Origin of the sequence: Cellulophaga baltica (assembly GCF_900102165.1) — a bacterium.
Taxonomy (GTDB): Bacteria; Bacteroidota; Bacteroidia; order Flavobacteriales; family Flavobacteriaceae; genus Cellulophaga; species Cellulophaga baltica.
In genome coordinates this window covers 171,238-184,441 of the sequence record NZ_FNBD01000002.1, presented here as the reverse complement: position 1 = coordinate 184,441, position 13,204 = coordinate 171,238, and the positions used below count along the sequence as shown (strand labels likewise).

11 protein-coding genes are annotated in these 13,204 nt (G+C 35.2%); 4 read left to right on the top strand and 7 right to left on the bottom strand.

Going from position 1 to position 13,204, the window contains the following annotated elements; all coding sequences use genetic code 11:
- The first annotated feature begins 1 nt into the window (after position 1).
- Entirely contained in the window at positions 2-769 is a 768-nt protein-coding gene (locus BLQ19_RS03860) for a glycoside hydrolase family 16 protein (protein WP_074537458.1), read from the top strand.
- Here the strand turns inward: BLQ19_RS03860 and BLQ19_RS03855 are convergent.
- From BLQ19_RS03855 to galK, 6 genes are all read right to left on the bottom strand, one after another.
- Positions 766-1,818: a Gfo/Idh/MocA family oxidoreductase gene (locus BLQ19_RS03855; protein ID WP_074537457.1), complete on the bottom strand. Its 1,053-nt coding sequence runs from the start codon at positions 1,816-1,818 to the stop codon at positions 766-768. The genes BLQ19_RS03860 and BLQ19_RS03855 overlap by 4 nt on opposite strands.
- A gap of 54 nt (positions 1,819-1,872) precedes the next feature.
- Positions 1,873-2,286 carry a DUF6691 family protein gene (locus BLQ19_RS03850; RefSeq protein WP_025614138.1) on the bottom strand — a complete coding sequence of 138 codons (414 nt, stop codon included), beginning with the start codon at positions 2,284-2,286 and terminating at the stop codon, positions 1,873-1,875.
- Position 2,287: 1 nt separating this feature from the next.
- The gene (locus BLQ19_RS03845; protein WP_074537687.1) at positions 2,288-2,845 is read right to left on the bottom strand and encodes a YeeE/YedE family protein; all 558 of its coding nucleotides are present in this window, start codon (positions 2,843-2,845) and stop codon (positions 2,288-2,290) included.
- A 139-nt stretch (positions 2,846-2,984) separates the two neighbouring features.
- Positions 2,985-4,007 (bottom strand): LacI family DNA-binding transcriptional regulator, encoded by a 1,023-nt coding sequence (locus BLQ19_RS03840; protein WP_025614141.1) that lies wholly within the window; start codon positions 4,005-4,007, stop codon positions 2,985-2,987.
- 18 nt (positions 4,008-4,025) lie between these two features.
- Complete coding sequence (locus BLQ19_RS03835) at positions 4,026-5,066, bottom strand: UDP-glucose--hexose-1-phosphate uridylyltransferase (protein ID WP_025614142.1); 1,041 nt, start codon at positions 5,064-5,066, stop codon at positions 4,026-4,028.
- A gap of 2 nt (positions 5,067-5,068) precedes the next feature.
- Positions 5,069-6,199 carry a galactokinase gene (gene galK / locus BLQ19_RS03830; protein ID WP_074537456.1) on the bottom strand — a complete coding sequence of 377 codons (1,131 nt, stop codon included), beginning with the start codon at positions 6,197-6,199 and terminating at the stop codon, positions 5,069-5,071.
- Positions 6,200-6,272: 73 nt separating this feature from the next.
- Between galK and BLQ19_RS03825 the strand changes: the two genes are divergently transcribed.
- Positions 6,273-6,974 (top strand): NUDIX hydrolase, encoded by a 702-nt coding sequence (locus BLQ19_RS03825; protein ID WP_029664859.1) that lies wholly within the window; start codon positions 6,273-6,275, stop codon positions 6,972-6,974.
- Here BLQ19_RS03825 and BLQ19_RS03820 read toward each other — a convergent pair.
- A complete protein-coding gene (locus tag BLQ19_RS03820; RefSeq protein ID WP_025614143.1) occupies positions 6,971-8,302 on the bottom strand; it encodes a sugar MFS transporter in 1,332 nt (443 codons plus the stop codon). The two genes, BLQ19_RS03825 and BLQ19_RS03820, sit on opposite strands and share 4 nt — an antisense overlap.
- A gap of 237 nt (positions 8,303-8,539) precedes the next feature.
- Between BLQ19_RS03820 and BLQ19_RS03815 the strand changes: the two genes are divergently transcribed.
- Positions 8,540-11,611 carry a SusC/RagA family TonB-linked outer membrane protein gene (locus BLQ19_RS03815; RefSeq protein ID WP_254788222.1) on the top strand — a complete coding sequence of 1,024 codons (3,072 nt, stop codon included), beginning with the start codon at positions 8,540-8,542 and terminating at the stop codon, positions 11,609-11,611.
- 16 nt (positions 11,612-11,627) lie between these two features.
- Positions 11,628-13,187: a RagB/SusD family nutrient uptake outer membrane protein gene (locus BLQ19_RS03810; protein WP_074537455.1), complete on the top strand. Its 1,560-nt coding sequence runs from the start codon at positions 11,628-11,630 to the stop codon at positions 13,185-13,187.
- Positions 13,188-13,204 lie beyond the last annotated feature (17 nt).

The window sequence follows — 13,204 nt, the reverse complement described above, 5'->3', positions numbered from 1 at the left end:
TATGAATAATTATATCCGTATTATTATTTTATGCATGTCTCTTTTTGTGCAAAGTTGCGCGAATAAAAGGGCATTAGTATGGGAAGAAAATTTTGATGGGACTGCTTTAGATGCGAAAGCTTGGAATTATGAATTAGGAGATGGCTGTCCGGAATTATGTGGTTGGGGTAATAATGAAAAGCAAATCTATACACAAACCAACCATACGATTAAAGATGGTTTTTTGCATATTACTATTAAAAAGGAAGATGAAAAATATACTTCTACCCGGATAACAACAAAAGGGAAAAAAGAATTTAAATATGGAAGAATAGAAACAAGGGCAAAGCTGCCTTTGGCTAAAGGTTTGTGGCCAGCATTCTGGATGTTAGGCTCAAATATTTCTGAAGTAGGTTGGCCCTTGTGTGGAGAGATAGATATACTTGAATACATTGGTAGAAAACCAAATACCATATTTACAACACTTCATTTTGACGAAAAGTTTGGAGATAATGGATATTCCAAAACCACAGAAATCGAAGGAATAGAAGTCGGTTTTCATACGTATGCCGTAGAATGGTCTCCTGATAAAATTGCGTTTTTTGTAGATGATGCTAAGATGTTTGAATACAAGCCTGATCACAAAACACCACAAAATTGGCCATTTAATCAACCTTTCTATGTGATTTTAAATACAGCGGTAGGGGGTAATTTAGGAGGAAATGATATTGATGATGATTTATTTCCTCAAGAATTTGTGATTGACTATATCAGGGTCTATAAAAACTAATTAGAACTTAAAGGTACCACCCTTTTCTCTAGGTTACTTTGGAGTGCTGCTTCAATGACCCGGATTACTTCCATACCTTCTTCTGCACTTACAGGAACAGTTTTGTCTGTTCTTATAGCGTCATAAATAGCATCATAATACAACATATAATCACCTTTTAAAGAGGTGATTTTTTCTTTTATTACTATTCCGTTTTTTTCGGTATGCAGAATTCCTTTATCGGCATCGGGTTCTATTCCCCAATGTGTAGCATTTGGTGTTTTTCCTGCTTGTAAATCTTGCTCTTGCACATCTGCTTTTGTTTTTATAAAAGAACCTTTTGTGCCATGCAAGATGTTTTCAGGCAAAGGTTCACGAACAAAATAGCTAGATTTGAGAATGACTCTGTGTGCTGGATAAAAGAGCTTCAAATCAAAATAATCACCTACTTGCGAGTTTGGTCTAAACGCAGCAATATCAGCAAATACGGCATCAGGAGTGCCAAATAATTGTAGCGCTTGGTCTATCAGATGCGATCCTAAATCATATAAGCTTCCAACGGCTCCGGTAGGTACCTCCTTATGCACTTTTTTACTTAATTCGGGCTTATATCTATCGTAATGAAATTCTGCTTCTACGATAGTGCCAAGTACACCACTATCTAGTACTTTTTTTAGACTTAGAAAATCACTGTCATAACGTCTGTTATGATAAACAGCAATCGTTACCTTTTTTTGTTTTGCTAACGCTATTAATTCTTCTGCTTCCGCAACAGTGGCGGTGAATGGTTTTTCAACAATTAGGTTTTTACCAGCAAGAATAGTTTTTTTAGCAAATTCGTAATGGGTAATGTTAGGAGTGTTTACCACTACTAATTCTATAGCATCATCCGAGAGTAAATCTTCAAGAGATCTAAACGTTTTTACTAGTGGGTATTTCTCTTGCGCTAAGTTTTTTGTTCGCTCTAAGACACCATACAAGCTAAACTTTGGATTTGCGGCTATAAATGGGGCGTGAAAAACAAGGCCACTCATCCCAAAAGAACATAAGGCAGTAGTAATTGGTTGCATTTCAAAAAAATTATGAATTACCTAAAATATTTTTTTCCTAAAAAAGTGTACTAGTTATTGGGGTAGTTTGTTTTTTATCAATCCATAGACAAAAGTGCCTAGCATGGCCGATAATATAACAATAACCATAGCAAACACTCCAGTTCCTAAAAGCATATACATGGGGCCAGGACATGCGCCTCCCAGTGCCCATCCTAATCCAAAAATAACACCACCAATACTATTAGCTTTATAATTTTTGGCTTTCTGCGGAACGACAATTGCTTCACCGTCAATACTTTTTATATGGTATTTTTTGATGATTTGTAAAGCGATGATACCAATTAATACCGCAGAACCAATAATTCCGTACATATGAAACGACTGAAATTTAAACATTTCAAAGATTCTATACCAAGAAACAGCTTCAGATTTCACTAAAACTATTCCGAAGAATATACCGACAAATAAGAATTTTAAAAATTTCATATTAAAAAATTAAGGGGAATAGTATATAAATCATAAATAAGCCACCAACAAAAAAGCCAATCACGGCAACTAAGGAAGGGAGCTGTAAGTTACTTAAGCCTGTAATAGCATGACCAGATGTGCAACCACCGGCGTAGCGTGTACCAAAGCCTACTAAAAAGCCTGAAATGATAAGGATGGATAAGCTTTTGAATGTAAATATATTTTCTAGGCTAAATAATTCTGGAGGTAATAGAGTTGCTCCAATATTTGAAAACCCTAAAGCCTGTAAATCTGTTATGGTAGCTTCACTAAGAGCCATAGTACTGTCATTTGATAAGAGATTTGCAGCAATAAAACCTCCTATCATGGTTCCTAAAACTACCGTCAAGTTCCATTTTTGCGTTTTCCAATCAAATTTGAAAAAGTCGGCATATTTTCCGGCACCACCAATGGTACATAAGGTTCTAAGGTTAGAAGACATTCCAAAAGTTTTACCAAATAGAATTAAAATAAGCATGGTGACAGCTATAAGTGGCCCAGCAACATACCAGGGCCAAGGATTTAATAAAAATTTCATTTTCATATTGTTTTCAACCTACAAAAGTACCTAAAATGAGCGCTAAATAAAGAACATTCAGGTTTAATTAACGAATAGGAATAACGCTTTTCGAAAAGGGCTATAGATTACTTTTTCAAATGCAGACTATATCGAGAAATTACCTTGCGGAGTGGGTAGATTTTCTCAAAATTAATTCTGAAGGTAATACAATGGTCTGGGGTGCTGTAGTTTCGTTAGATTCAATACGTTGAATTAAGGTGGCTGCTGCAATTTTTCCTAATTCTGTTTCATGCTGATCTACAACACTCAAAGGCGGATTGCTGTTATTGGAAAGAATCCCATCTGTAAAACCAATTACGGCTAAGTTTTCAGGAACTTTATAGCCTTTAGAAATGGCGAGGTTCATAGCATAAATAGCAGACAATTCATCGGCAGCTACAATACCATCAATAATGTTTGTTTCTAAATATTGATTAAGGGTTGTCGTAAATTCAGGATAGTCCGTAAAGTTAAGAACCTCAGGAGCTATTGCTCCTTCAAAAGATTCAATAATAGCCTGTCTATAGCCTTTTTCTCTTTCATTACCTACATTGGTACCTGAAATAGGCGAAACAAAAAGAATCTTTTTATGATTGGATTCAATTAGTAATTGTGTGGCATTGTAAGCAGATTCAAAATCATTGATAGTTACCTTGTCACAATGAACTTTATCAGAAGTTCTATCAAACATAACTACGGGAAGGCCTTGTTGAATAGCATCATTTATTTCCTCATAAAAATTGTTAGACTGCGTTTCTTTGGATAAAGAAATCAGAAAGCCATCTACACACCCAGAATTAAATAACTCGATGCTTTTGGTTTCTTTTTCATAAGATTCATCAGAAATGCAGGTAATAATGCTATACCCTTTTTTAGATACTTCTTTTTCAATCCCCAGTAATACTTTAGCAAAGTAATGGGCTAAAATATTAGGGATGATAACGCCAATAGTTTTTGTCTTTTGAGACTTAAGGCTCCTTGCCGTAGCATTAGGACGGTAGTTATACTGCTTGGCAAGGGCTTTTATTTTTTTCTTTGTTTTGGTGCTTATTTCTCGATTATCTGATAGTGCTTTAGAAATAGTAGAAACAGAAAATTCAGATATGAGTGCTAATTCTTTCAAGGTTATTTTTTTACTCATATCATATTTACGAATTAGTTAAAGCTTACTATAGTGTACATTACCTAATTCTCTTAAGCTTTGAGCCGCTTGCTCAGCGGTAATGTCTCTTTGAGCATCAGCAAACATTTCATACCCAACCATAAATTTTTTCACGGTGGCAGACCTTAATAATGGCGGGTAAAATGACATATGAAAATGCCATTCATCGTTATTTTTTTGATCTGTTGGTGCTTGATGTATTCCTGCAGAATAGGGAAAACTTGTGCTAAAAAGATTATCGTATTTAATGGTGAGTTCTTTAACAGTTTTAGCAAAATCTGTTTTTTCTACCTCCGTCATTAAAGTGATATTTTGAAGATGTCTTTTTGGAACTATCATAGTTTCATAAGGCCAAATTGCCCAAAATGGAACCAAGGCTACAAAGTGCTCATTTTCAATTACAATACGCTCTTTAAGTTTTAATTCTTGCTCAATATAAGATAAAAGTAAACTTTTTTTGTTTTTGTTCCAATAATCCCCTAGATTTTTTGTTTTTTTCGCAATTTCTTGAGGAATTGACTCTTGCGCCCATATCTGCCCATGCGGATGTGGATTGCTGCAGCCCATAGTATCTCCTTTATTTTCAAATATTTGTACGTGATTAACATAAGGTAATTCGCCGAGTTCTTTGTACTCTTTTTGCCAAAGACTAATTACAGCTTCAATGTCCTGTTCTTCCATTAAAGGTAAAGTCAAAGAGTGGTTTGGAGAAAAGCAAACCACTTTACATAATCCTCTTTCAGATTTAGCTTGTAATAAATTTTCATCTACGCTTCCAGAAGGAGTATCTGATAGTAATGCAGAAAAATCATTAACGAAAGAATATGCCGTAGTATAATCAGGATTTTGACCGCCACCCATCCTAGTATTGGTAGGGCAGAGGTAGCAACTTTTATCATAAGTTGCTGTCAAAGGAATAAAAGGCTTTTCAACTTTCCCTTGCCACGGTCGTTTTGTTCTGTGCGGAGAAACTAATACCCATTCTCCGGTTAATATATTGTATCTTCTATGTGGGTTTTCGTTAAAAACTGTATCCATAATTATAATGTTTTAAGCATAGTTCCATGATCTGGCATGGCAATGTATGCGTCTAATTCAATATTAAATTTTGTTTTGTAAGCGCTAGCCACTTCAGTGATATATTTTTCAATGGCATCTTTATGAATTAAATTGATGGTACAACCACCAAAACCACCTCCCATCATTCTCGAGCCAAGTATAAACTCTTTAGTACGAGAATATTCAACCATAAAATCCAATTCAGGACAGCTCACCTCGTATTTATGCTGAAGGCCGTCGTGAGACCCGTACATCAATACTCCAAAAGAAGTTAAATCTCCTTGAGTAAGGGCTTCGGAGGCTTTCAAAACCCGGTCATTTTCTTCTATAATATAGTTACATCGATTAAAAACAGTGGTACTAATTGTGTCTTTTACGGCAGTCAACATCTCTTGATCTGCATCTCTTAAAGAAGCCATGTACGGGTATAAGGTCTTCATCGCTTCTACACCCGTAAGACATTCCTGTAGCCTTGTATTGTATTCACTATCTGCCAAACTATGGGAGATGTTTGTATTTAATAGAAGTAGTTTATAATCTCCCAAATTTAGAGGGATGTATTCTGATGCTAAACTTCTGCAATCTAATTTAATGACGTATCCAGACTTACTCATTACAGAAGCATATTGATCCATAATGCCACATTTGGTGCCTACGTAATTATGTTCTGCAGCACGCGATAAATTTACAATTTGAGTTTTTGATAGTCCCAAATTAAACAATTCATTAAGGCCAAAAGCTAAGCCGCATTCTAAAGCAGCAGAAGAACTTAAGCCAGAACCAATAGGCAACGAACTGTTTAAAACGCAATCAAAACCGCTAAGTTTATCGGTGAGTAATTGTATTTCATGTAAAACACCTAAAATGTAATTTTCCCAACTTTGTTTGCTAGGTTCAATTTTGTCTAATGAAAAAGTAACTGATTTTTCATTATCTAAACTATACACATTGCAATTAGAGCTGTTATTTTTTCGTAATTTCAGCGTGATTTTTTTATCAATTGCTGTGGGCAATACAAAGCCAAGGTTGTAATCTGTGTGTTCGCCTATTAAGTTGATACGGCCTGGCGATTCAACAACTAAGTCCGGAGTAAAATTGATAAAAAAGCTCATAAGTCATAATTAGAAGCACAAATATAATAAATGTAATTATTACATTTATTATATTTGATTAAAAAGAATTCATTTGGAAGAGAGTAGATACGCTGTAGCGTCTAAATTATATGTAGCGGTAGATTGTATAATTTTTGGTTTTGATGATGGAGAACTAAAATTATTAGTCTTTAATAGGCAATTGGAGCCCTTAAAAGGTATGTGGTCATTGATAGGCAGTTTTGTTTTAGCGAACGAGTCTGCAGAAGCTGCGGGCAAGAGAGTGCTTCAAGAATTTACAGGCTTGGATGATATTTTTATGGAAGAACTAAAAACCTATTCTGAAGTAGAAAGAGATCCCGGTGCTCGTTGTATTTCTATAGGGCAATATGCTTTAATACGATTAACGGAAAAGAATACTAATTTAGCCGCACAATATGGGGCCAAATGGTTTGAGGTTTCAAAACTACCAGATCTAGTTTTGGACCATAATATAATGGTGAAAGATGCTTTGCATCGCTTAAGAAATGTTGCTCAATTTTATCCTATCGGATTAGAATTGTTACCAAAAAAGTTTACTATTCCGCAATTACAACGCTTGTATGAAGAGTTATTTCAGAAGAAAATGGATACCAGAAACTTTAGAAAAAAACTTCTTTCGCTCAATATTCTTATACAATTAAAGGAAAAAGATAAATCGGGCTCTAAAAAAGGAGCTTTTTTATATGAGTTTGATTATACCAAATATAGAAAGCTAAAAAATAAAGGTTTTAGCTTTTCACTATTCAAAATTTAATTTTTCTTACTCCCTGTTTTATGGCCCCAAAAAGCATAATAGAGAATAAATAAATAACAAGGAACCAATATCCAGTAACCAAAGGTTGCTGCTTGAGCAGTAGCAGAAGCTTCGGTAATAGCAGAGGCTATATAGGTTTCTTTTTTATTATCTACTAATGATCCGTATAGTAAAGGTAAGATTGCGCCTCCAGATATAGCCATGATTAATAATGCAGAACCTCGTTCTGTGAATTTTCCTAATCCGGTTAATGCTAAAGGCCAGATGGCAGGCCAAACTAAAGCATTTGCAATTCCTAAAGCAGCTACAAAAAGAACGGAAATAAAACCAGAGGTACTTACAATGCATAATGAGAATACAATACCTAAAATAGCACTTATACGAAGTGCAAAAGCCTGACTGATAATTTTAGGGATGAGGGCAACACCAAGCCCATAAGTGGCTACCATAGCCATAAGCGTAAAGAGCGTAAAGAATTTAGCGCGTTCTACAGGAATATCTAAGGCTATACCATAAGCTATAATAGTGTCTCCTGCGATAACCTCTACACCAACATATAAGAATAAAGCAAATACACCTAACCACAAATGTGGAAATTGAAAAATACTCGTTTTTGTTTTGTGACCTACTTTAGGAACTTCTATAGGCTGTGCGGTTACATTCGGTAAAGGAGCTTTTAAAATCAGTAGCCCTAATATAAAAAGTACGATGGCCATAATAACGTACGGCATGACCACACTATCTGCCATAGTGTTAAGTAAAGTTATTTTTTCTTCGGCACCCACGGTGGCTAATTGCTCTTTAATGCCTTCTATTCCAGATAATAGGATAGCTCCAAAAATAACAGAGCCCAATCCTCCAGCTACTTTATTGGCAATTCCCATAATTGCAATTCGCTTAGCGGCACTATCTATAGGACCTAATATTGTTATGTAGGGGTTAGAGGCCGTTTGTAAAAGTGTCATCCCTGCGCCTTGTATAAAAATTCCAGCTAAGAAAATCCAATAGGTTCTGGCTGCTGCTGCAGGAATAAAAACCAAAGCGCCCACGGCCATAACGATCAATCCAAGAGACATCCCTTTTTTATACCCAATCTTTTTTAAGATATAAGAAGCGGGTAATGCCATGACCACAAATGAAATATAAGATGCTGAAGCCACTAAATAAGATTGTGTATCTGTCAGTTCATTAATGGTTTTCATAAATGGAATTAAAGCTCCATTGATCCAGGTAACAAACCCAAAAATGAAAAATAGCCCTGCAATAATGGCAATAGGAACTAGCGTGTTATTTTTTGAGGTATTTGATTCAGTTTGGTTTGTGGTCATATCAGAAGTAAGTTTTTCTCTTTTTTGGCTGGTGTTAAAGCTACAAAAAACAATGTAATACAAAACATATTGTGCTTTTTTAAATGTTAGGAAAGCGCAAATCATTTAGCGTCGCAATTCTTTGTAGGCTAAGGACTACAACGGTTTTTAAACATTTGTTATAGTATAATAATCATCTATTACCTAAGAATCATTTTAATATTTTGAATTTGCAGATTCAACTAACAACTTAAAATTATGAGTGAAATAATGATGTTAAAAGAAGGGCGAAGTCTTAGCAGGTACTTAAGTGTACTGCTTCTCTTTTTCGCTTTTATGAGTATGAATGGCCAATCAAAAACGGTCACAGGAATAGTGGCAGATGGGCAAGGACCATTACCAGGCGTTAACGTAATTGTGAAAGGTACAAGCAACGGCACGCAAACAGATTTTGATGGTAATTTTTCCATTACCTCCTTAACAGCAGGAGACATTCTAGTTTTTACGTATATAGGATATAAGAAAACGGAAGTGTCTGTTGGGAGTGAAGCTACTTTAACGGTTACTTTAGAAGAAGATACACAAGCTCTAGATGAGGTTGTAGTCGTTGGTTATGGTACACAGAAAAAATCAGATTTAACAGGTTCTGTTGGTCAGGTTGATGGAGATGATATTGATAAGTATACATTTTCCGATGCTTCTCAAGCGTTACAAGGTAGAGTAGCGGGTGTAAATGTAGAAGCTAACGGTGGTGCTCCTGGAGCTAATGCCATTGTAACTATTAGAGGGGCAAGCACCTTATCAGATGTAGGCCCACTGTATGTGATTGATGGCATGTTTACAGACAATATGAATTCTCTAAACCCTGCAGATATTGCAACTATTTCTGTATTAAAAGATGCTTCTGCTGCTGCAATTTATGGTTCAAGAGCAGCCAATGGGGTTATTCTTATTACCACTAAAAAAGGGGCTATAGGTAAAGTAGGAGTAGATTTAGATTATAGTTATGGGTTTCAGCAGTCCGTTAATAAATTAGACTGGGCTAATGCAAGACAATATGCCGATATTGTAAATAGAGCAAGAGATAATGATGGTAATCCTAGATTCCCAGCAAACGATACGCAATTCAATCCTAATATCGATAGTGATATTCAAGAGGCAAATTTAAGAACGGCACCTATTTTAAATGCGAATGCAAGAATTTATGGAGGTAGTGAAAATGTAAGATTTAGTCTTTCTTTAAATCACCTAGAACAAGAAGGTATTATTAAGGAGTCAGATTATACAAGAACAACGGTAAGGTCTAATGCAACTCTTAATTTCGGAAAGTTTAAATTAGAGAACACGATTGGGTTAACAAGGTCTATTGACAATCCTAATACCTATTTTAATAAAGAGAGAGATCTTATTCCTACGATAAATATTTATGATGCTAACGGAGATTTTAGTGCTTCTGATATTCCGGATGTAGCTGGGGCTCCTACCTTATCTTCTTATTACGGAATAGGAAATATAAGTAACTCTTTAGCGCTTGCAAGCTTAGAAGACAGAACAGTTACCAGTAATTCTATTTTAGGAAGTATAGCTGCTTCTTATGAAATTTTTGATGGTTTAACGTATAAATTGAATTTAGGTTTAGATGCATCATTCACCAATAATTATAGATTTACACCAACCTACTTCTTAAATGCAGGTACGGTGGGAAATCAGCAATTTGCAGAATTAAGAGAAACAAATAATAATTTTATTTCTTCTTTAATAGAGCATACCTTAGCGTATAATAAACTTATAGGTAAGAGCAATGTAAACGCTGTTGTAGGGTATACAGACCAAGTTTCTAATACACGATCTTTAGGGGTTGTAGCCAGAGGCTTTCCTTCAAATGATATTCGTGTAGCTTCTGCAGCAGAAGATAGAGCAGAAATGCCATCATTAGATTTAACAAAAGCAATTCGTTCTTATTTTGGTAGAGTTAGTTATACCTATGATAGTAGGTATTTGTTAACCGCTACCGTACGTCGTGATGGGTCCTCATTATTTAAAGATGGTTTACGTTGGGGTACTTTTCCTTCTGTAGCCGTTGGATGGAATATTAGTAATGAAAAGTTTATGGAAGATGTAACGGCTATTTCTAACCTAAAAATAAGAGCTAGTTACGGTGAGGTGGGTTCAGATAACGTTTCTATTTATGCTATTAGTCCAGAATTGAACTTAAACAGTGAATATCCTTTAGGTACGGATCAAGAAAGGCAAACAGGATATTCCATTACCAAAGGTGTAAATGATGATATTACTTGGGAAACCAGTAAAACTACAGATATAGGTTTAGAATTTGCTACGTTCAATAATAAGTTGCGTTTTACGATGGATTATTTTAATAAGAAGTCTGAAGATGTATTGGTAGAACTTGCTTTACCATTATATACTGGGTTTGGTAATAGAGTGCCATTCAATACCGCAAGTATTACGAACAAAGGTTTTGAATTTTTAGCAAACTATTCTGATAATGTTGGGGAGTTAAACTTTAATATAAGCGGAAACTTTACAATTTTAAATAATGAAGTAACCACTTTGGGTGATGCAACACCAATTATAGAAGGACAGTTTACTTCAAATGGCCTAAAGGGTACAAAGACTGATGTTGGGCAACCTGTTTCTTCTTTCTTTGGCTATGTAACAGATGGTATCTATCAAACAGATGCGGAAGCTGCAGCAGCTAATGATTCTTTTAGCCCACAAGCAGGAGATATTCGTTTTAAAGATTTAAATGAAGATGGTCAGATAGATACGGAAGACCAACAATTTCTAGGATATCCTTCTCCAGATTTAAATTACGGAATTAATATTTCAGCAGATTACAAAGGGTTTGATATTAACTTATTCTTTAATGGCGTTGCAGGCAATAAAATATTGAACTCCAATTTATATCGTGGTTATTTTGATACGGAAGGGAATTATTTAGCAGCTGCATTGAATGCTTGGACTCCTCAAAATACAGCAACTAATATTCCTAGAAATACCTTATTAGATCCTGGATTTAACAGACGTATGTCAGATTTTTACTTAGAAAAGGGAGACTATATTAGATTACGTAATGTACAACTAGGTTTCAAACTTCCTGAAGATGTCATTAACTCTGTAGGCTTGTCTAAGCTTAGATTGTATGTTTCTGCTAGTAATTTATTTACCATCACAGACTATACAGGATATTACCCAGAAGTGGGTAGAAATACTAGAGGAGGTTCTAGAAGAATCTTTAGTTCTGGAGTAGATGAAGGTGCTTACCCAACAGCAAGATCATTTCAATTAGGTATACAAGCATCATTTTAATCATAAAATTAAGAACATGAAAAAAAGAAATATAAAAGCAAGCTTGTATTTATCACTGTTCGTTATGGCAGCGGTACTATATGGCTGTAGAAAAAACGAGATATTAGATACTGAAAATCCCAATGCGGTAACTCCTGATTCATTTTGGAATACAGAAGAAGATGCCATTAAAGGTATCGTGGGCGCGTATAGTCCGTTTACACATATATGGTATTACAGTCGTTTCGAAATCTTCTTATCTGATTATAGAGATGATGTCGTTAATGCTTTTGGGACATCGGAGCGTACTGCTGCGGGTTCTTTTAACGGGGTGTCTACATCAAATGGTGCCTTTTGGGTATGGAGTACGATGTTTCAAGGAATAACTAGAGCAAATGAAGTATTAGCGAATGTTCCAGATATTGAAATGAATGGAGATACGAAGAATAGTATTTTGGGAGAAGCGTATTTCATAAGAGCATTCAACTATTTTAATTTATTAAATAATTGGAAAAATGTACCATTGATTACAGATCCAATTAGTGAATTAGAAAATCCTAAAAGCTTATTGCAAGAAGATCCTGCAAAAGTTTGGGCACAAATAGAGTCAGATTTAATGAATGCAGAAGAACTGTTGCCAGATTCTTGGCCTACGCAATACACTGGTAGAGTTACTGCTGGTGCAGCAATAGGTTTGTTGGGGAAAGTATATTTATACCAAGGAAAAGATTCAGAAGCTAAAACAGAATTTTTAAAAATTATGGATGGTCGTTATGAGTTGATGGCAGATTATGCAGCTAACTTTACGGAAGCTTCTGAAAATAATAAAGAATCATTATTTGAAATTCAATTAGTGAATGACGGTAGCCAAGGTTGGGGTGGTGATGCTCCTGGTGCTGGTAAAGGTGCAGCCTTTCATCCAGATATTGCGCCAAAAGGATTTACAGGTCAAGATGGGATGCGTATTAATCAGTGGGTATTAGATTTATTTTTAGATGAGCGTACGGTGAATGATGAAATAGACCCTAGAGCTTTTACAACATTATTTTTTGATACCGATGAGGTTACTAATTATGAAGGTAAAGAGTTAAAATCTGTCACTTATGGTGATAAAAGTTACCAAGATGTATACCCAGGTGAAGATGGTGTTTGGGGTAACAAATGGTTAGATATAGCGTTTGGAGAATATACGGGCTCTCAAGATAATGGATGGCATCAATCTGGTAACAATTTAAGATTATTACGTTATTCTGATATTCTTTTAATGTTTGCAGAAGCAGAATTTAATTTAAATGGTTCTTCACAGGCTGCGTTAGATGCAATTAATGAAGTGAGAGCTAGAGTAGACATGCCTGCATTTACAAGCATTACCATGCAAGATATTGAAGACGAAAGAGTAAAAGAACTTAGTTTAGAAAGAACACGTTATTTTGATTTATTGCGATGGGATAAAGTGCAATCTCGTATTGTTGCTAATCCAGAATTTAAATCGGAAAGTGGTGGAACATCCTCTTACAAGCCAGGGAAAGAATATATCGATATTCCTCAGAATGAAATTGATGCAAATCCTAATTTCAAACATAATCCTGGATACTAATTTGTCTGTTTTATAAC